We start from the raw sequence: 19,094 nt of genomic DNA on the forward strand, positions 1-19,094 counted from the left end.
GTGTCCCATTCCCCGTACCGTCACGCTCCGTAGCGATCGACGGGAGAACCCCGAGCAGCACTGGGAGTGTCCGAATGCCCTCTGAATACGCCAAGTCTCTGGGCGCCCGCCTGCGCTCCATCCGCCAGCAGCAGGGTCTCTCCCTGCAGGGTGTGGAGGAGAAGTCGAACGGGCGGTGGAAGGCCGTGGTGGTCGGCTCGTACGAGCGTGGCGACCGGGCCGTGACGGTGTCCCGTCTGGCCGAGTTGGCCGAGTTCTACCGCGTACCCGTCTCGGAGCTGCTGCCTGACGGCAGTGGCGTCCGTCACGAGCCCACCAGCAAGATTGTCCTGGACCTGGAGCGGCTCTACGACGAGGCCTCCGAGGACCTGGCCTACGTCGCCCGCTACGCCCGCGCCATTCAGCAGCAGCGCGGCGACTACAACGGCCGGGTGCTCTCCATCCGCGCCGACGACCTGCGGGCGCTCGCGATCGTCTACGACGCCTCACCGTCGGGTCTGATCGAGCGGCTCACCGAGCACGGCGTGCTGGTGGCCGACCCCCGGGCGTTCTTCGCCTCCTGATCTGCCGCTTCACCTGATCCACCGCCTCACCGAAAGGGCCCGTGCCAACCGGCACGGGCCCTATCGTGTTGCGGCGTTCGGTGGGGACGCTCAGCGGGTGGCGTACTCGGCGATCCGGCCGAGCACCCCGTTGAGGAAGCGCGGCGAATCGTCTGTCGACATCTGCCGGGCCAGCTCCACGGCCTCGCTGATCGCCACCGCGTCGTCGATCTCGTCGACGTAGAGCAACTCGTAGACGGCGATCCGGGCCAGATTACGGTCGACGACCGGCATCCGCTCCAACGTCCAACCCTCGGCGTAGCTGGCGATCAGCTCGTCGATCCGGTCGAGGTGCTCGGCGACACCCTCGACCAGGCCCACCGCGTAGCCCAGATGCTCCGGTCGGGGCTGCTCGATGCGCTGCACGTAGCCAGCGAGCACCTCCACCGGAGGCTTGTCCCGTAGGTCGGCCTCGTAAAGGACATCCAGCGCCCGCTTGCGCGCCTTACGGCGCGCCGGCATCTGCTGCTTGGAACCCTCAGCCATCAGGCGCGGCCGAGGTAACGGCCGTCGCGGGTGTCGACCTTGATCTTCTCGCCGGTGGTGATGAACAGTGGGACCGGCACGGTGGCGCCGGTCTCCACGGTCGCCGGCTTGGTGCCGCCGGTCGAACGGTCGCCCTGCAGGCCCGGCTCGGTGTAGGTGACCTCCAGCACGACGCTGGTGGGCAACTCGATGTAGAGCGGCACACCCTCGTGCTGGGCGACTGTCGCCTCCGCCTCCGGCAGCAGGTAGTTGGCTGCCTCACCGACGGTGCCACCGGGCACGGTGATCTGGTCGAAGGTCTCCAGATCCATGAAGACGAAGTCCTCGCCGTCGGCGTACAGGTATTGCATCGTGCGCTTGTCAACGGTCGCGGTTTCGACCTTGGTGCCCGCGTTGAAGGTCTTGTCGACCACCTTCCCGGACAGCACGTTCTTCAGCGTGGTGCGCACGAAGGCACCACCCTTACCGGGCTTGACGTGCTGGAACTCGACGACGGCCCAAAGCTCGCCGTCCAGGTTGAGTACCAGGCCGTTTTTGAGGTCGTTGGTGGAGGCCATTTCCTGCCTTGATCATCAATTGGCGGACAGACCTTACGAGTCTACTAGCTGCGCCGAGACCTGCTGACCGCCCTACTTCGGCGGGGCCGGCGACGACGGCATCGACACCCACAACAGTAACGGACCGTCACGTCCAGGTCGCCGCCGACCCCCTGCTCGGGCCCTTTGCTCTGCTTCAACCCACGCAACAGTCACGCACCGTGTCGGGCTGACAGCAACCCCGATTCGGTACGGCGCACATAGCCGCAGCTCACCACACTGTTGCGCCCGTTGAAGCAGAGCAAAGGTTGCGACCAGGCCGCATGCTCCACCGCCGCGAGAGTCGCTGGGTAACGATCAGTGACCGGAGTTTATGATTACGTTCAGTGAGTTACCACAGATTGCCGTGTGGACAGGCCCACTGCGGCGCGAGGTAGCCGAAGCGCGGAGGCGTTGGTCAGCCGCCTCGGGCGGCCAGGTGGTGCAGAGCGAGACGATACCCATCGATGCCCAAACCGCAGATCACCCCGGTCGCCACCGCCGACACCACCGAATGGTGCCGGAACTCCTCGCGGGTGTGGATGTTGGAGATGTGCACCTCCACCAGCGGCCCCCTCAGCATGGCGCAGGCGTCCCGCACCGCGTACGAGTAGTGCGACCAGGCGGCCGGGTTGAGCACCACCGCGGCACCCTCGTCGGCCGCCGTGTGCAGCCAACCGAGCAGCTCGTGCTCCGCGTCGGTCTGCCGGACCGTCACCTCCAGCCCCAGCTCGCGACCTGTGGTCTCACAGAGGGCCACCAGGTCCGCGTAGGTGGTCGCGCCGTACACGTCGGGCTCGCGGGTGCCCAGCCGACCCAGGTTCGGCCCGTTCAGGACGTAGACCTTCACGGGCTGGCCACCTCGCGGTAGGCGGCCTCCAACACCGCGTCGTTCGGGCCCTCCAGCATCGCCGGGCGGGCCAGCCCGTCGAGCACCACGAAGCGCAGCCGGCTGCCCCGGGCCTTCTTGTCCACCCGCATCGCGGCCAACAACTGCGGCCAGGCGTCGGCCGGGTAGCTCACCGGCAGGCCCAGCGCGCTCAACGTGACCCGGTGCCGCTCGGCGGTCGACGCGTCCAGTCGCCCGGCGAGGCGGGCCAGCGTGGCCGCGTACACCAGACCGACCGCCACGGCGTGGCCGTGCCGCCAGCGGTAGCCCTCGTTCTGCTCGATGGCGTGGGCCAGGGTGTGACCGTAGTTGAGCACCTCCCGCACGCCCGACTCGCGCAGGTCGCCGGAGACCACGTCGGCCTTGACCCGGATCGCCCGCTCGATCAGCTCCCGGCTCACCGGCCCACGAGGGTCGGTGGCGGCCCGCGGGTCGTCCTCGACGAGATCCAGGATCGTCGGGTCGGCGATGAAACCGCACTTCACGACCTCGGCCAGGCCGGCCGCCAGGTCGACCGCGGGCAGGCTGTCCAGAGTGGCCAGGTCGGCCAACACCCCGACCGGCGGGTGGAACGCGCCCACCAGGTTCTTGCCGGCGGCCGTGTTGATGCCCGTCTTGCCGCCCACCGCGGCGTCGACCATGCCCAGCAGCGAGGTCGCCACCGGCACCCAGCGCACCCCCCGCAACCAGCAGGCCGCGACGAAGCCGGCCAGGTCGGTCACCGCGCCGCCGCCCACCCCGACCACCGCGTCGGTACGGGTGAAGCCCGCCGCCCCGAGCCGGTCCCAGCAGGCGGAGGCCACGTCGATGTGCTTGCCCGACTCGGCGTCGGGCACCTCGATCGGCAGTGGCTCGACGCCGGCGGCGCGCAGGCGCTCACCGAGCGCGTCCGCGAGGGCCTTGAGCGGAGGCGCGTGCAGCACCGCCACCCGGGTCGCGCCGGGCAGCAGGCCAGGCAGCGCGCCCAGCAGGTCACGTCCCACCAAGACGTCGTACGGCCGCTCGCCGCCGACCGGAATCCGGGTCACCTCGTCCATCGCCGGCAGCCTAGTCCAGCGGAAGGCGCGGCGAGGGCGGCTGTCCACCTGCTGGCCGGGTAGCCCATCCCGCCAACCGGCGGGCGTGCTCGGCCACCGCGACGCGCAGCGCGTCCGGATGGCGCACGGTGAAGGGACAGCCCAGCCCGGCGAGCAGCGCCGCCATACCGGGCAGGCTCTCCGCTCGGGCCCGCAGCAGCACCCCGTCGGAGGTGGCGGTCAAATCGGCCACGCTGGGCGGGATGCGGCGGCGGGCGGCGACCAGGTCGGTCTCCAGTACGACCTCCACCTCGTGCGCGTACGGCACGCCGGCCAACGACCGGGTCACCCAGGCCACCGCCTCGAAGCCGTCCGGCACGGTGAACGTCGCCACCCCGGGCGTCACCGCGCCGATCCGGTCCAGTCGAAAGGTGCGGACCTCTCCGCGCCGGTGGTCGTGGCCGGTGACGTACCAACGGCCGGAGTGGAAGACCAGGCCGTACGGGTCGAGCTCGCGGTGCGACTGCTCGCCCCGCCAGGAGCGGTAGTCCAGTGCCACCCGCTGCCGGTGCCGGGTGGCCGAGGCCAGCGCGAGCAGGGTGCCCGACGCCGGTCCGCGTTCCGGATCGGCGCGACGCAGGGTGAAGCCCAGATGCTCCTGGACGGCGGCGAGCCGGTCGGCGAGCGCCGCCGGCAGCACTCGGCGGATCTTCGCCAGCGCGGTGGCGGTGGCGGGTTGCTCGGTGGCGAGCCCGACCCGTTCGGCGACGACGAGGCCGAGCAGCACGGCCACCGCCTCGTCGTCGGTGAGCATCAACGGCGGCAGCTTGTAACCGGAGTGCAGCCGGTAGCCGCCGTAGCGGCCCCGGTCGGCGGTGACGGGGATGCCCAGCTCGACGAGCGTGCTCGCGTATCGGCGCACGGTCCGCTCGTCCACCCCGAGTTGGCCGGCGAGGTCGGCGGCGGTCGACCGGTGCCGGGTCTGCAGCAGTTCGAGCAGAGCCAGCACCCGGCCCGCGGGATGTGACACGGGCCACTCCTCCAAACCGGGCGGATCCTGCCCGGATTCGATCGTACGGTCTGTCGGTAACCGAGAGAAGGAGCGACAGATGGCGACATTCGTGCTGGTGCCGGGATTCTGGCTGGGTGCCTGGGCGTGGCGGGACGTGACTGTCGCGCTGCGGTCGCAGGGGCACGAGGTCTATCCGATGACACTGACCGGGGTGGCCGAGCGCGACCACCTGGCCGGGCCGGACGTCAGCCTGGACACGCACACCACCGACATCGTCCGGCTGCTCGAGGTCGAGGACCTGCGCGACGTGCTGCTGGTCGGGCACTCGGGCGGCGGCATGCCCGTCGCCCAGGCGGCGGACCGCGTTCCGGATCGGATCGCCCGGGTCGTCTACGTGGAGAGTGGGCCGTTGCCGGACGGCACGGCGCAGTTCGACACGGTGCCGCCGGAGGAGCAGCAACGGCTGCGCGCCGCCATCGGCACCGGGCACCTCCTGCCACCGCCGGCCTGGGACCCGGCCGCCGACCCGACCAACCTGGCCGGCCTGGACGAGCCGACGCTCGCGCTGCTGCGCGCCCGGGCCACCCCGCAGCCGCTGCGGGCCGCCACCGACCCGGTCCGACGCACCGGTGGTCGCCCGGCGCCGACCGCCCTGGTCGCCAGCACCTTCCCCCTCAGCGTGGTGCGGCAGATGATCAGTGAGGAGCATCCGTTCTTCACCGGACTGGCCGACGGCCAACTGCACGAGCTGCCCACCGGGCACTGGCCGATGCTCAGCGAACCGAAGGCGCTGACCGACGTCCTGGACCTGATCGCCCGCGGCTGACGCCCACCCCACTGCGCCGATCTTGCGGTTCCGGTTGCCGAGCGCCCCTGAGGCCGGGGCAGCAGGTGCAGGATCGGCGCGGCAGGGTGGCGGCGTCAGCGCGGCAGCAGGGCGGCGATGTCGGCGACGACCTGCGCCGGGGCCCGGCCGTCGGTGACCACCGTCTCGGTGGCCACCTCGGCGTAGAGCGGCCGGCGCTGGTCCAGCAGATGCTTGAGGGTGGCCCGCGGGTTGATCGCCAGCAGCGGCCGGCCGGCGCCGAGCCCGACCCGCCGCACCGCGTCGGGCAGCTCGACCGACAGGTGCACCACCCGGTGCCCGATCAGGGCGGCCCGGGTCTCCTCGGCCAGCACCGCGCCGCCGCCGAGGGCGAGCACGCCCGTGCCGGCGGCCAGCGCCGCGGCCACGGCCGCCCGCTCCAGGGTACGGAAGTGCGGCTCACCCTCGTCGATGAAGATCTCCGGGATCGGCTTCCCGGCCATCTGCTCGATGTCGGCATCGGTGTCGCGGAACTCCACACCGAGGGTGGCGGCGAGCGCCCGCCCGACAGTGGTCTTGCCGCAGCCGGGCGCGCCGACCAGCACGACGACAGGTGCCATCAGCGGATGACCAGCGCATCGAGGTAGCCGGCCAGGTTGCGGCGGATCTCGGCGATCGAGTCCCCGCCGAACTTCTCGGTGGCCGCCTCGGCGAGCACCAGCGCCACCATCGCCTCGGCGACCACCGCCGCGGCGGGCACCGCGCAGACGTCGGAGCGCTGGTTGATCGCGGTGGCCGCCTCGCCGGTGGTGACGTCCACGGTGGCCAGCGCCCGGTTCAGCGAGGAGATCGGCTTCATCGCGGCGCGGACCCGCAGCGGCTCACCTGTGGTGATGCCACCCTCCAGCCCACCGGCCCGGTCGGTGACCCGACGGACGCCTGTCGCCGACGGGATGATCTCGTCGTGCGCCTCCGAGCCGCGGGACCGGGCCTGCTGCCAACCGTCGCCGATCTCCACGCCCTTGATCGCCTGAATGGACATCAGCGCGGTGGCCAGACGGGCGTCGAGCTTGCGGTCCCACTGCACGTGGCTGCCCAGCCCCGGCGGCACCCCGTACGCCAGCACCTCGACCACGCCACCGAGGGTGTCCGCGGCCTTCTTCGCGGCGTCGACCTCGGCGACCATCAGGGCGCTGGCCTCCGGGTCGAGGCAGCGCAGCGGGTCGGCGTCGATCCGGGCCGCGTCGGACGGCGTCGGACGCAGCCCGGGCTTCGCGGCCACCGGGCCCAACTCGATGACGTGCGAGACGATCTCGATGCCGAGCGCCTGACGGATCAACGCCTTGGCGACCGTGCCGACGGCCACCCGGGCGGCGGTCTCCCGTGCGCTGGCACGTTCCAGGATCGGCCGGGCGTCGGTGTGGCCGTACTTCTGCATGCCGGCCAGATCCGCGTGGCCCGGGCGGGGACGGGTCAGCGGGGCGTTGCGGGCCTGCCGGGCCAGCTCGTCGGGGTCGACCGGATCGGCGGCCATCACGGTCTGCCACTTCGGCCACTCGGAGTTGCCGACCCGGATCGCCACCGGGCTGCCCAGGGTGACACCGTGCCGCAGGCCGCCGAGCAGCTCGACCTCGTCCCGTTCGAACGCCATCCGGGCGCCCCGGCCATAGCCCAGCCGCCGACGGGCCAGCTCGTCGGCGATCTCGGTGGTGGTCACCTCGATGCCGGCCGGCACCCCCTCCAACATCGCGACGAGGGCGGGACCGTGCGATTCACCTGCAGTCAGCCAACGCAACACAGCGATCAGTCTGTCACGGCGGGCCACCGACCCGGCGCGCTCCCCGGGGCGTCCCGCCCAGCGGACGCCGCCGCCCGCTCGCGCGGGCGGCGGCTCAGATCCCTCGACCGCGCTTGTGCAGGGTGCGCAGCACCGCGTCGGCCCGGACCACCCGACCGGCGACGGCGAGGGCCAGGTAGGCGCGCGGCTCGCGGGGGTTGCTCCGCAGGGTGCGCCGGGCCCAGCGCAGCGCGCCCCGACGGTCACCGGAGGCGGCCTGGGCGAACGCGATCTGCCCGGCCACCCGAGCCTCGCCGGCCGGTTGGCTGGCGAACTCCGGATAGCGCCGCAACAACCACTGCAACGCCTCGGAGATGGTGTCCCAGCGCTGCGCGAAGTACGAGCGCTTGTGCCAACGGACCAGCACCGACGGCGTCCGCAGATTGATCAGCGGCGCGCTGCGCGCGGCCCGGAGCAGGAACTCGTAGTCCTCCGCGTAGCTGCCCGGGATCTCCTCGTCGACCAACCCGAACCCGTTGCGCAGAGCGCTGGCACGGATCAGGAAGGTCGACGGGTGCAGCTCGGTCATCCGGTCGCGAAGCAGGTCGTCCAGGGTGATCCGGTCCTTGTCGAGCACCCGGTCGACGCTGTGCCCGTCGTAGGTGACGCGGATGCCGCAGCAGACGAACTCGGCGGCCGGGTCGGCGGCCAGCGCGTCGACCTGGGGGGCCAGCTTGCCGGGCAGCCACTCGTCGTCGTCGTCGCAGAACGCGACAAGCTCACCCTCCGCCGCGAGGGTGCCGCTGTTGCGGGCACCGGCCAACCCGGCGGTACGGACGTTGCTGACCACCCGTACCGCGCGGGTCGGGCCGCTGCCCAGCTCGGTCAGCGACTCGTCCGGCTCGGACTGGTCGAACACCACGACGACCTCGATCGGGCCCGGGTAGTCCTGGGCCAGGATCGCGCGCACCGCGGCCCGCAGCAGCTCGGGGCGGTCCCGGGTGGGCACCACGACGCTGACGCTCGGCTGCTCGGTCATCGAGTCTCCTTCATACCCGGACGCGGCCGGGACCAGGCCCGCCACCGGGGTGGGCGCGGGGTCGAACGGGCCACCAGGTCGTCGACGATCTGCCCGACCCGGGCCACCGCCGCCCGTCGTGCCTCGTGTGCCTCCGGGTCGGCGGCCACCGCGTACCGGGAGGGGTCGGCCACCCCGGCGGCCAACGCGTCGTGCAGCGCCTCCCGGGTCTCGCAGAGCGCCACCAGCCCGGCGGCGCCGAGCCGGCGGGCGAAGAGGAGCTGATGGTTGTCGACGTGCTCGCCGCGCGCCGGATCGCGGGGCACCACGATCGGCAGGTGGCCGTGCCGGCGGGCCTCCAGGATGGTCGCCGGACCGCCGTGGCAGACCACCAGGTCCGCATCGATCATCGCCTGTTGCAACGCGTCGTGACCGAGGAACGGCACCGCGCCGGGCAGCTGGGGCGCGTTCGTGTGCCCGTGCTGCAGGGTCAGCCCGATCGGGCCGGCGGCCTGCGCGTGCCACTGCGTCAACCAGTCGACGAGCCGGTCGAAGGGGTGTTTGTCGGTGCCCACCGCGACCAGCAGTCGGAGCTGGGCGACCGCCGAGCTGTCGCGCTGGCGAGGCAGGCGGGCCGCCTCGGTGCCCGGCCCGGGTTGCGGACGTCGGGCGGTGCCCGTCTCCCCGGTCACAGCAGCGTCCCGACGACTGTCGCCTCGGGGTACTGCCGGCGCTGCTCGTCCCACTGCACCAGCATCGCGGACAGGAACGGCCGGCAGAGCCGAGCGGTCAACGTCGGGGTGTCGATCCGGTCGTACACCTCGATGTAGACGGTCGGGATGCGCCGGAGCCGGGCCAGCACCACGAACGGCACCGCCACCCCGGCGCCGGTGGTGACCACGGCGGCGACCCGCCGTGCCCGCAGCACCCGCCAGGCCAGCAGCGCGTTGCGCAGCAGGTTCGGCACGTTACGGGTGGTCGGGTGGTGCGCCGGCACCAGGTCCTCGCCGGCCAGCAGCGACACCGCCTCCGGGGTGTCGAAGGTGACCCAGCAGCGCCGCCACTGTTCGTACCAGGGCCGCAGGGCCAGTAGTTGGGCCAGATGGCCGCCGCTGGAGCCGACCAGCAGCAGCACCGGCGCCCCACTGTCGTCGTTGTTCGTGTCCACGCGACTCCCCACAAGTTCGCTTGGAATTTCGGTTCACGCCAGGCAGAAGCAGATCACACGATTCCCGGTCGTTGAATAGCGCGACCGGCCGAGGTGGCGATCTCCGCAGCAGGCGGATCGGTGCGCCGAACGTCCGAGGTCCATCGATCGTCATCACCACCTGCGATTTTGTGGTTACTCTGCGGCACGCCGTCGCCGCCGCGATTCCTCCCGATCAACCGCTATGTCTTTTCTCGATGACATCCAAGAGTGCGGGATGCAGCGCGGCGTTCCAGCCCGCGCCCGCGTCGGCCAGCCGCCACGTCCGCAACCACATCTCCACCAGGTACGCGTCGGCGACGAGCCGGCGCTGTGCCGCGTCGAGGCCGAGCCGATCGCCGTGCCGGCTCAGATACCCGTCGACTGCCGACGCGGCGACGTCGGCCGGCTCCCCCCGCAGCACGAGCGCCCGCTGGAACGCGTCGTGTGCCAGGTCGAAGCCGACCGGCACGTCCGGCCCGCTGTGCTCCCAGTCCCAGGCGACCAACCGGCCGGCGTGCCAGCCCAGGTTCCAGGGCACCCAGTCACCATGCCAGTGACCAAACTCGACGCTGGTGTCGCCGTGCCGGCGGGCCAGCGCGGAGACCGCGGCGACCGCCCGCGCACCGGCCGGCTCGGTCGCGGCCGCCCGGCCGGCCTGCTCAGCCAGCCGGAGCAGGAATGTCGAGTCGACAAGCGGTCGAGGTGCTCCCGCCGGACCGCCACGCCGGGCGACCGCGAGCAGCGCCGCGATCCGTGGTGGATCGTCCACCGGCACACCGCGTACACCCGGGGGCAACGGCTCGATCACCGCGACCACCTGGCCCGCCCACGACGTCTCGGTGAGCAGCCTCGGCGGCGTCGGGTGGTCGGCGACGCCGACCACCGCGCGCAACGCCCGCAGCGCCGCCGCCTCCGCGCTGACCAACGCACGTGTCGCGTCGTTCCAGCCGATCTTCGCGTAGCCACGCGGGCGCCCGTCGGCGCTGAAGAGTTGCAGGGTGGGCTTGCCGTTCGGGTCGGGTGGACGGACCCCGAACGCGGCCAGCAGCGGCGTGTCGCCCAGGTCGGCGGAGAGCCGCTCGCTCAGCAACAGCTCCGCGGCCGGCACCCCGGCCGGCACCGAGACGGTCAACGTCGGAAAGGGCGCGAGCCCCACCCGACCGAACCGGGCCAACCCGCCGAGCACCGCCCGCAGCGCGCGCACCTTCGGTGGCCGCAGGGCGTTGTACGCCAACAGGGACGCCGCCCCGGCCCGGCGCGCGCCCAACGGCACCAGGAAGCGGGCCCGGGCGACCGACGGCACCACCGCATACCGGGCCACCGCCTGGTGACCGGCCGGCGGGGCGCCGTCCACGGTCAGGCCGACCCGGTCGTCCGGGAACACCGCACGACTCACCCAACCCAGGCCGTCCACCCGGGAACGCGGGTCGGCGGCCGGGCCCACCCGGGTCGTCACGCCGCCCGGTCCGCCCAGTCGAGGTCCAGCCCGAGCCGCTGGCGCAACGCGTCGTTGTACGGCCGGTAGTAGTCGGTCAGCTCGGCGCGCACCGCCGGCTCCAGTGGTGCCGAACGCCGATCGTTGTAGACCTTGAAGTCGGGCAGGTCGTACGCCGGCAGACCGAGGAAGTCCAGGGTGCGCCGGTAGGTCGCGCGGGAGTCGCGGTACAGGTCCTCGCTGGGCAGGAAGAGGATCTGCTTGCGGTCGAAGCGCTCCAGCCACGGCTCCAGGTGCTCCAGATAGCGCCCCCGGGCCCGGTACGTGTACCAGTCGTACGGCTCGCTGAACGACTCCGGTTCGGCGATCAACCGCTCCCGCTCCCCCGCCGTGCGCTCCGGCTCGGCCGCCAGCGCGGCGGCGAAGTCCAGTGGTTCGATGCCGTGGGTGCGGCGTTCCTTCCAGTGCGAGTACGCCCGCTCCACCGGGTCGCGCAGCAGCACGATGAGTTTCACCGTCGGCATCAGCGCGGCGACGCGCTGCGCGGCGAGTGGGTGGAACATGTACAGCGGCGCGGCCTCACCGACGCGGACCGGCCCGCCGTGCCGCTTGGCCAGGGCCTCGCGGTGCCGCTCGGTCGGGAAGTGTGAGCGGTACCAGGATTCGCCGCGACCCCAGTGCTCCTCGAAGTAGTGCGCCGACTTGGTGTTCCAGGCGGGGAACAGCCGGGGCACCAGCGGGTGCTGGATGAGGTAGTTCCACAGGGAGGTGGTGCCACCCCGTTTGGTCCCGATGATCAGGAAGTCCGGCAGCGGCCGGCGATCGCTGGTGCGAACGCCGTAGTCGACAAGCGACTCCTTCACCCGGGTGGTCACCTGGGTCGGAACCAACTGCTTGACCCGGTCACGGATGGACACCACGTCGAACCTCACCTGCCTCTCGTCGATGCCGAGGTGGGCTCGGCGGCCGGGGCCGCGTCGTTCCCCCCACGGATCTGCCTCATGGTCCCCCGGACGGCGGCGCGCACCCGGGGCAACGTCAACATGCCGACGCAGCCGGCCAGCAGCACCACGAGCGCCACCGCGAGGCCGGGCAGGCCGCGACCGCCCACCAGCACGCCGGCGCCGGCGGCCACACCCACACCGGCGATCGTGGTCGCCGCGGCACGCACCATCGCGGCGTCGAACAGCGGCTCCCGGACCACCGATCGGGCGAACCCGGCGGCGGTGAGGTTCTCGGTGGCGATACCGGCCGCCCAGGCCACCGCCGCGCCCGTCGCGCCGTAGCGGGGGATCAGCCAGAGGCCCAGCGAGACGGTCACCGTCAACCCGGCCACGGTGGCGACCAGGTGCAGTCCGCTGCGCCCGCCCATCAGCAGCAGGCTCTGCACGTTGCCCACACCGGTGTTGACCAACATCGCCAGCGCGAGCACGGTCATCGCCGGCACACCGGCGGCGAACTCCGGCCCGAACAGTTGGAGGAAGGCCAGCGCGAAGACCGCCAGCAGCAGGTACACCGGCCAGGACAGCACCAGCCCCCAGGTGGTCAACTGCCGGTGCACGGCCGCCGCCGCGGCCCGCTCGCCCCGCCCCAGCAGCCGGGACAGCTGCGGAGACACCGCCACCCGCAGCCCCTGCATGGCCAACTGACCGGCCAGCACGTACCGGCCGACGGCGCCGAACACACCGGCGTCCGCCGGCCCGGCCAGCACCGAGGTGAGCAGCACGCCCACCCACATGCTGCCGGCGTCGATGGCCGCCGAGGCGGCCCGGGGCAACGCGAAGCGCCAGAACGTCGACCAGTCCGCCCGGCGCGGACGCAGCGTCGCGCCCCGGCCCAGCCCGAGCGGGCCGGCGACGAGGGTGAGGCAGGCCAGCAACGCCAACGCCGCCGGCACCAACCAGCCGGTCATGCCGGCGAGCAGGCCACCACCCGCCAGCGCGGCGGCACCGACCAGCACCGGGCGGGCAACCGGCAGCAACAGGAACTGCACCCCGACGTACGCCCGGATGGGCCGCACGCAGCGCAGCGCGGCCAGCAGCAGGGTCATCGCGACCACCACCGGCACCGCGGCGAACGTGACGGTGAGCAGCGCGTCGCCGTTCGCGCCGGAGCCGCGCAACAGCCGGGGCGCGAGCGTGTCGGCGGCCAGCACGCCCACGCCGGCGACCAGCAGCCCGGTCAGCAGCGGCGGGATCAGCGCCACCGGGAGCACCCGGGCCGCGTCACCGCGCACCCCGACGCTGCGGCGGGGCAGCGCCCACATCAGACCGGTCTCCGCGCCGAGCGTGCAGATCGCGGTGGCCACGGTGACGACCCCGATCGCGGCGAAGAACGCGCCCGCGCCGACCGTGCCATACCCCCGGGTGATCACGACGGCCAGTACGAACCCGAACAACCCACTGGTGGCCGCGCCGAGCAGTCCGGCCACGCCGCTACGCGCGCTGCGGCGGGTCTCGGCCGAGCCGGCGTCCCCGGCGGGCGAGGGCGTGGCCTCGGCCTCGACGGAGGCGGGCGTCGACCGGCCCTCGTCGGCGCCAGCCGGCGGTCGGGTGGCGGCGGTCACGCGGACACCGGTGCCTTCCGCGCGGGCTTCGGCGGCGACCCGGCCAACCGGGTCAGCCGTTCGCGTTCGGTCAACGCCATCGCGAAGGCGACCGCGAAGAACGCGACAGCCAGGTTCTGATTCGCCATGCCGTAGAACGGGATCTGCACGAGGCACACCACCGGCACCACCGCCAGCCACTGCCCGGCCGCCGAGGTCGCCCGCGCGCAGATCACCGCGGCGGCGACGAACCACGCCACGAAACAGATGAGCGCGGGTACGCCATGGCTGAACAGCACCATCCACAACTGCCCCTGGGTGCCGATCGGGGCGGCCGCCGACACGGTGTCGACGTTCACCGGAGCGCCGTAGCCCAACCACGGCGACTCCTGCACCCGGCGGATCACCTCGGTGTAGAGCGAGAGCCGGTCGGTGTTGGTGTCGCTGGAGTCCACCCGTCTGCTGATCAGCTCGGTGATCGGAATGAACAGGGTGGCCAACGCGCCGATCACCACCACCCCGACGATGGACGCGGCCACCCGGACGTTGCCACGCAGGCTGGCCCGTACCCCGAGCACCGCCAGCCCGGCGCCGAGGCTGAGGAACATCGCCCGGTTGAGGGTGAGGAACGCCGGCGCCAGCGACAGCGGCAGCGACGCCAGCAGCGCCCAGCGCAGCAGACCCTGCCGGCGCAGCATCGCGAAGGCCACCACGCAGGGCAGGGTCATGGCGTACGCGCTGCCGTAGTTGTTGGTGTACGCGAACGGCGCGGCCGGGCGGTAGATCGGGTTGAGCGAACGGGCGCTGTACTCAGCGGTGGTGAGGTGCACCATGTCCTGGATGAACGGGGTGCCGGCCACCCCGCCGGGCAGCAGCACCTCCATCGGGGTCGTCATGGCCAGCCGGGGCACCAGCACCCCGAGCCAGCCCAGCGCCACCAGCCCGAACCAGAACGCGCACAGCGGGGTGAGCACCGCCACCAGGCTGGCGCGTTCCCGGGCGGCGGCGTAGACGTAGACGCCGACCACCAGCGCGGTCAGGTAGAACGCCAGTCGCAGGGCGAACGTGAGCAGCGACGCGGGCGACGACAGCTGGGTGGCGCTGACCACCACGATGGCGAGGAAGAGCAGCCAGATGCCGGCCGCCGGTGGCAGCGGCACGCGCCCCCGGGTGAGCAGCAACGCGAACAGCAGCGCACCCAGCAGCGGCCAGCCGAGGTAGAACGCACCGAACAGCCACCAGAGCGGCACCAGGCCGAACATCATCGACAGCGGCCAGAGCGGCAGGTGCGGCGGCGCGGACGCCGGCACCGGCGCGACCTCCTGCGGAGCGCCTCCGGGCGGTGGTTCGGTCGCCGGGGCGCGGGTCACCGACACGCTCAGGCCCGGCCGTTTCGGGTGAGCACGAAGCCCAGCGGGGTGACCCCGGCGGCGCGCAGCCGCTCCACCAGGCGTCGCAGGTCGCTCTGCCGGGTGCGGTCCCGTTCGACGACCACCACCGCGCCGCCCTGCCGGGCCACGGCCACGCCACGCTCGTCGGACTCCGCCGGAGGTGCGTTGAACAGGACCAGCCCGTGATCCGCGCCCTGCCGCCAGGTGCCGAACCGGACGGTGCCCACGCCCACGACGACCTCGTCCGGGGTGACGACGCGACTGTTCTCCGGGCGGGCTGACGCCACCCGCGGCAGCGTCAGCGTGGCGTCCGGGTCGGTGGACGGGCGGGCGCCGGGCGGGTGCGGGGAGGGCCGGCGGGCGGCCGTGCCGTCCGTGGCGGCGCCGGCGGCCGGTGTGCTGCCGGTCGCCGGCCGGGGCTTGGGCACCAGCGGCCGGGACGGGTCGATGGGCAACCGCCCCCGGTCGGCGAGCACGATGGCACGCAGCCGCTCGATCCGGCCGCTGTCGTCGGCGACGAACACCTCCCGGCCGTCGACGGCGAGCGCCACCGCGAGCCCGGCGGTGAGCGCGGTGGCGTCCTCCCGAGCGGTGACCAACGCCACCCGGGCAGGCTGCCGGACCCGCTCGGCGACCGCCATCGCCACGTACCGGACGTCGGCGTCGACCGCCCGAGGGCTGCCGCGGAACGCCGGTCGACGCACCGTGCCGAGCAGCGGAAGGCCGGACGCCTCCCGACCGTCGGCCACCGAGCGGACGCGCCGGTCGGTCGACTCCCAGAGGTACGCCAGCACGACGCCGACCAGCGCGCCACCGAGCAGGCCGGCGACCAGGTAGAGCGGCCGGTGCCCGGCGGAGGTGACAAGCGCCTTCTCGGCGGTCTGGGTGACCCAGCCGGGGTTGACGTCGACCGCCGCGATCTCGGTACGGGCGGCGTTGAGCTGGGTGAGCTGGTTGTTGATTCCGGCCAGCTCGGCCACCAACGCGTCACCGGCGGCGGTGTCCTTGGCGGTGTTCGCCCGCTTCTGCAACGCGACCTGCTGGGCGACGACCTTGGTGATGCTGGCGTCGTAGGAGCGCAGCATCTCGGCGCGCTGCTGCTCGTACATGGTCCGGCGCACGTTCAGGTAGGCCTCGGCGGCCATGTTGGCGCTCTGCACGGCCCGGTGCGCGTCGCCCGCCTGGTAGGTGAAGCGCAGGATCTGCCCGCCGGTGGGCACCTCGACCTCGAGCGCGTCGCGGATGTCCCGCGGGTCACCGCCGGCCGAGTCGGCGAGCCGCTGCACCACCTCGGTGCCGGTGGCGATGCCACTCTCCACGTTCATGTTGACCGCGCGGTCGGCGCCCGCGCCGCTGGGGGTGAAGGCGTCGGTCACCACCGGCCGGACCGCGACCACGGCGCTCGCGCTCAGCGCCGCCGGCACCAGCAGCACGTAGCCGAGCGCGAGCAGCAGACCGACCAGGGCGACCGCCGCCACCAACCGCAACCGGTGCAGCGGCACCCGCAGCAGGTCGGTCAGTGTCACGGCACGCGAGGTGCCGGAGGACGGCCCGTCCGTGGGCCAGGGGGCGGGCGCTGCATCAGTCATGGAACTTCTTCACCGTCTGTTGAGGATTGCCGACGACCACGACGCCGGGTGGTACGTCCGTGCGGACCACCGTCGCCGCGCCGACGACGCTGTCCCGGCCGACCCGCACGCCCTTCAGGACCAGGGCGTGCGCACCGACCCAGACGTTGTCCTCCAGGACGATCGGGGCCCGGGTGAGCGGGCTGGGCGGTGCGTGCCGCTGCTCGGGGGGCAGGTTGTGGAAGTCGTTGTCGAGCAGCTCGCAGTCCGACAGGAGGCACCTGTCCCCCACCGTCACCGACGTCCAGGTGCCGATCCAGGTGGCGTTGAGCAGACAGTCCGCGCCGACGCGGACCTCGCCGGGGCCCGCGAAGCGGACGAGCTTGTTCAGACGGGTGCGGTCACCGATGGTCACCCGCACGCCGCGCCGCAGTCGGATCCGACCACGGATCTCCACGTCCCGACCGAGCGTCAACCGTCGGTAACGGAGCTTGTACCAGCCGCGTTTGACCGCGAAGACCAGACGCGCCACGCGTCTCGTTCGGATGCCAGCGGCGCCGAGCAACGATCCTCCCCCACCGTCGCGGGCCGGCGGCGGTGGTGCCCGCCACCGGCCCAACGTGAACAATCTACCGATGCTCCGTTACGAACGGTTGACTCTTACTGTACGGAGAAGAACGTCGATGGGGTAGACCAGGACAACTCGGGCGTCGCGCTGCTGATGACGGTCGCCGAGGTGCCGTTGACCACCGTGCCCGGCGCGGCCGTCGGGTCGAACGGCACACTCCGCAGAGCGCCGTCGGTGGAGCCGTAGACGATCTGGCCACCCACCCAGGCCATGCCCCGCACCGCGGACCAGGTCACACCCGTGGTCGGCAGAGCGAACTCGGTGGCGCCCAGGTAGCTGCCGTCGATCTCGAAGTAGCGGTAATACAGGCTGTTGGCACCGGTACGGGTGTAGTAGAGCCGGCCGTCGAGGAAGAACGCGCCGGTCAACAACGCCGGGTTGTACCAGTCGTTGTAGCCGGACGCCTCCCACGGCGAGCCGATCGCGCCCCCGTTGAAGAGCGAGACGTCGATCCGGCTACCGGTGGGCGTGCCGGCCACCGTGTGCGACCAGTAGATCCGGTCGTCCACCCGCCAGGTCGCGCCGGCCGCCGTGTACGCGGGCTGGCTGACGCTGGCCGCGGTGCCCAACGTGGTGCCGTCGAACGGCACCTTCGCCACGGTGCCCGAGGCGGTGCCCAGGTAGAGGTTGCCGGTGGTGGCCGACGGCGGGTTCTTCGGGGTGAAGGTGCGTCCGCCGGCGAGCGGGAACATACCGAGCCGGCCGTGGTACTCCTCGCCCATGCCGTCGGAGTTGTGCCCGAAGTAGAGGCCGTCCGAGCCACGCCAGAGCACCGGCACCGCCGAACCCCAGTTGCTGGTGCCCGACGGCATCGAGGCGCTGCCGCTACGGCGCGGGTTCCAGTTCACCGGCATGCCGGTCGCCGGACTCACCGCGGCGATGCCGAGCCGGTCGACCGCGCCCGGACCGGCTGCGTCGCTGGCGTTCGGGTTGTTGACCCAACGGAAGTGCCCGCCCAGGTAGATGACGTTGTCCGCCACCTCGACCGCGGTGATGGTGTCGTTCCCGGTGAAGTCGACCCAGGTGGCGAGCAGGCCGGTGCCCCGGGCGGCGGTCTCGAAGCGGACCAGGGCGTCGCAGTACGCGGTCGGCCAGCCGGCGCCGCCGTTGCTGCCGACCACGAACCAACTGCCGTCGCCACCGAACTTCACGTCCTGCACGTAGTGCACGAAGGTCGTCGGCGCCGCGCACGGCGCGACGAACTTGTCGGTGCTCCAGTCGAGCACCGTCGGCGTGCCGGAGACGTCGACCAACGCGATCTGGTTACGCGGCAGGTCGTTGACGAGCGTGAAGTTGCCGCCGACGACCAGGGTGTCGCCGTCCGGCGCCACGTCGATGGTCCAGACGTACGACGTGGTGCTGTGCCGCCCCACGGTCGCGTCGATGCTGAAGCTCGGGTCGATCGCGCCGGTGGTCGCGTTGAGTCGGCCGAGACCGGAGTGCGCGGTGCCGTTGAGCCAGTTGAACGCGCCGGCCACGTACAGCCAGTTGCCGTCCAGAGCCAGGTCACGGACCGTGCCGCCGTCGGAGCGCCCGACCCAGCTGTCGACGATCGCGCCGGTGGACGGGTTGAGCGCCACCAGGTTCTTCCGGGAGACACCGTTGACGTTCTTGAAGGTGCCGCCGACGATAAGCGTGCCGCCGGGGCCGGCGACCAGCGTGTTGACCGCGCCGTCGAGCACCGGCAGGAAGGTGGTCGACATGGTGCCGGTGGTCCGGTCGTACGCGAAGAGATAACGCTGCGTGACCCACGCGGAGCTGGCGGTCTGCCGGAGCTGGGTGAAGCTGCCGCCGACGAAGACCGTGTTGCCCACCTGCGCGAAAGCACGGGTCTCACCGTCTCGCGCGTGCGGGGTCGCGTCGGCGGGGTTCGCCGACACCAGGGTCGCCGTCACCGGGACCGGTACGACCGCGGCCGACGCGGTCGTGGGCACACCCAGAGCGGCGGCGATGATCGTCAACGCGACCATCCCCGCCCGAGTACGACGTCGTCCTGCGGAACGCCACAAGTGCGAGAGTTTGGGCACGCTGCGCCTCCAGATTGGATGAGAACCCGAGGTAGCGTGCCTCGTCCAGCCTGGTTAACAAAATCCGCCGATTGGGCGGTGCATGAATCCGCAAGCCGACAGAACGCCGAAGGATCGGTTGTCCGACCCCC

19 protein-coding genes are annotated in these 19,094 nt (G+C 72.3%); 2 read left to right on the plus strand and 17 right to left on the minus strand.

All coding sequences use genetic code 11. The features are described 5' to 3' along the window. Positions 1-74: 74 nt before the first annotated feature. Positions 75-563, plus strand: a complete 489-nt coding sequence (locus ACLQ3B_RS30070; protein ID WP_007458348.1) for a transcriptional regulator BldD — start codon at positions 75-77, stop codon at positions 561-563. A 90-nt stretch (positions 564-653) separates the two neighbouring features. Here ACLQ3B_RS30070 and nusB read toward each other — a convergent pair whose 3' ends face one another. From nusB to ACLQ3B_RS30095, 5 genes are all read right to left on the minus strand, one after another. Then, complete coding sequence (nusB, locus tag ACLQ3B_RS30075; protein WP_208641306.1) at positions 654-1,064, minus strand: transcription antitermination factor NusB; 411 nt, start codon at positions 1,062-1,064, stop codon at positions 654-656. Between the two features lie 23 nt (positions 1,065-1,087). Next, the gene (gene efp, locus ACLQ3B_RS30080; protein ID WP_007458344.1) at positions 1,088-1,645 is read right to left on the minus strand and encodes an elongation factor P; all 558 of its coding nucleotides are present in this window, start codon (positions 1,643-1,645) and stop codon (positions 1,088-1,090) included. A gap of 436 nt (positions 1,646-2,081) precedes the next feature. Next, positions 2,082-2,513 (minus strand): type II 3-dehydroquinate dehydratase, encoded by a 432-nt coding sequence (aroQ, locus tag ACLQ3B_RS30085; protein ID WP_425784063.1) that lies wholly within the window; start codon positions 2,511-2,513, stop codon positions 2,082-2,084. Continuing rightward, positions 2,510-3,589 (minus strand): 3-dehydroquinate synthase, encoded by a 1,080-nt coding sequence (gene aroB, locus ACLQ3B_RS30090; protein ID WP_425784064.1) that lies wholly within the window; start codon positions 3,587-3,589, stop codon positions 2,510-2,512. Before aroB ends, aroQ begins: the two co-directional genes overlap by 4 nt. A gap of 10 nt (positions 3,590-3,599) precedes the next feature. Then, the gene (locus tag ACLQ3B_RS30095; protein ID WP_425784065.1) at positions 3,600-4,598 is read right to left on the minus strand and encodes a helix-turn-helix transcriptional regulator; all 999 of its coding nucleotides are present in this window, start codon (positions 4,596-4,598) and stop codon (positions 3,600-3,602) included. A gap of 79 nt (positions 4,599-4,677) precedes the next feature. Here ACLQ3B_RS30095 and ACLQ3B_RS30100 point away from each other — a divergent pair, with 79 nt between their 5' ends. After that, positions 4,678-5,406, plus strand: coding sequence for an alpha/beta fold hydrolase (locus ACLQ3B_RS30100; RefSeq protein WP_425784066.1), 729 nt, complete (start codon positions 4,678-4,680; stop codon positions 5,404-5,406). 95 nt (positions 5,407-5,501) lie between these two features. Here ACLQ3B_RS30100 and ACLQ3B_RS30105 read toward each other — a convergent pair whose 3' ends face one another. The 12 genes from ACLQ3B_RS30105 to ACLQ3B_RS30160 form a co-directional block, all read right to left on the minus strand. After that, positions 5,502-6,005, minus strand: coding sequence for a shikimate kinase (locus ACLQ3B_RS30105; protein ID WP_425784067.1), 504 nt, complete (start codon positions 6,003-6,005; stop codon positions 5,502-5,504). After that, positions 6,005-7,183 carry a chorismate synthase gene (gene aroC, locus ACLQ3B_RS30110; RefSeq protein WP_196927281.1) on the minus strand — a complete coding sequence of 393 codons (1,179 nt, stop codon included), beginning with the start codon at positions 7,181-7,183 and terminating at the stop codon, positions 6,005-6,007. Before aroC ends, ACLQ3B_RS30105 begins: the two co-directional genes overlap by 1 nt. 94 nt (positions 7,184-7,277) lie before the next feature. Continuing rightward, positions 7,278-8,201 carry a glycosyltransferase family 2 protein gene (locus ACLQ3B_RS30115; RefSeq protein ID WP_425784068.1) on the minus strand — a complete coding sequence of 308 codons (924 nt, stop codon included), beginning with the start codon at positions 8,199-8,201 and terminating at the stop codon, positions 7,278-7,280. Beyond that, entirely contained in the window at positions 8,198-8,872 is a 675-nt protein-coding gene (locus ACLQ3B_RS30120; RefSeq protein ID WP_425784069.1) for a glycosyltransferase, read from the minus strand. Before ACLQ3B_RS30120 ends, ACLQ3B_RS30115 begins: the two co-directional genes overlap by 4 nt. Then, positions 8,869-9,348, minus strand: coding sequence for a UDP-N-acetylglucosamine--LPS N-acetylglucosamine transferase (locus ACLQ3B_RS30125; RefSeq protein ID WP_124821238.1), 480 nt, complete (start codon positions 9,346-9,348; stop codon positions 8,869-8,871). The genes ACLQ3B_RS30120 and ACLQ3B_RS30125 overlap by 4 nt, the downstream gene beginning before the upstream one ends. Before the next feature lie 214 nt (positions 9,349-9,562). Continuing rightward, on the minus strand, positions 9,563-10,825 hold the full coding sequence (locus ACLQ3B_RS30130; protein ID WP_425784070.1) for a hypothetical protein: 1,263 nt from the start codon (positions 10,823-10,825) through the stop codon (positions 9,563-9,565). After that, entirely contained in the window at positions 10,822-11,724 is a 903-nt protein-coding gene (locus ACLQ3B_RS30135; protein WP_425784234.1) for a sulfotransferase domain-containing protein, read from the minus strand. The genes ACLQ3B_RS30130 and ACLQ3B_RS30135 overlap by 4 nt, the downstream gene beginning before the upstream one ends. Before the next feature lie 8 nt (positions 11,725-11,732). Continuing rightward, positions 11,733-13,370, minus strand: a complete 1,638-nt coding sequence (locus ACLQ3B_RS30140; protein WP_425784071.1) for a lipopolysaccharide biosynthesis protein — start codon at positions 13,368-13,370, stop codon at positions 11,733-11,735. After that, positions 13,367-14,659, minus strand: a complete 1,293-nt coding sequence (locus ACLQ3B_RS30145; RefSeq protein ID WP_425784235.1) for an O-antigen ligase family protein — start codon at positions 14,657-14,659, stop codon at positions 13,367-13,369. The genes ACLQ3B_RS30140 and ACLQ3B_RS30145 overlap by 4 nt, the downstream gene beginning before the upstream one ends. A 68-nt stretch (positions 14,660-14,727) precedes the next feature. Next, a complete protein-coding gene (locus tag ACLQ3B_RS30150) occupies positions 14,728-16,329 on the minus strand; it encodes a lipopolysaccharide biosynthesis protein (RefSeq protein WP_425784072.1) in 1,602 nt (533 codons plus the stop codon). Next, entirely contained in the window at positions 16,322-16,840 is a 519-nt protein-coding gene (locus ACLQ3B_RS30155; RefSeq protein WP_425784073.1) for an acyltransferase, read from the minus strand. Before ACLQ3B_RS30155 ends, ACLQ3B_RS30150 begins: the two co-directional genes overlap by 8 nt. 128 nt (positions 16,841-16,968) lie before the next feature. After that, on the minus strand, positions 16,969-18,906 hold the full coding sequence (locus tag ACLQ3B_RS30160; protein ID WP_425784074.1) for a hypothetical protein: 1,938 nt from the start codon (positions 18,904-18,906) through the stop codon (positions 16,969-16,971). Positions 18,907-19,094 lie beyond the last annotated feature (188 nt).

This window comes from Micromonospora sp. DT53 (assembly GCF_049841535.1).
Classification (GTDB): Bacteria; Actinomycetota; Actinomycetes; order Mycobacteriales; family Micromonosporaceae; genus Micromonospora.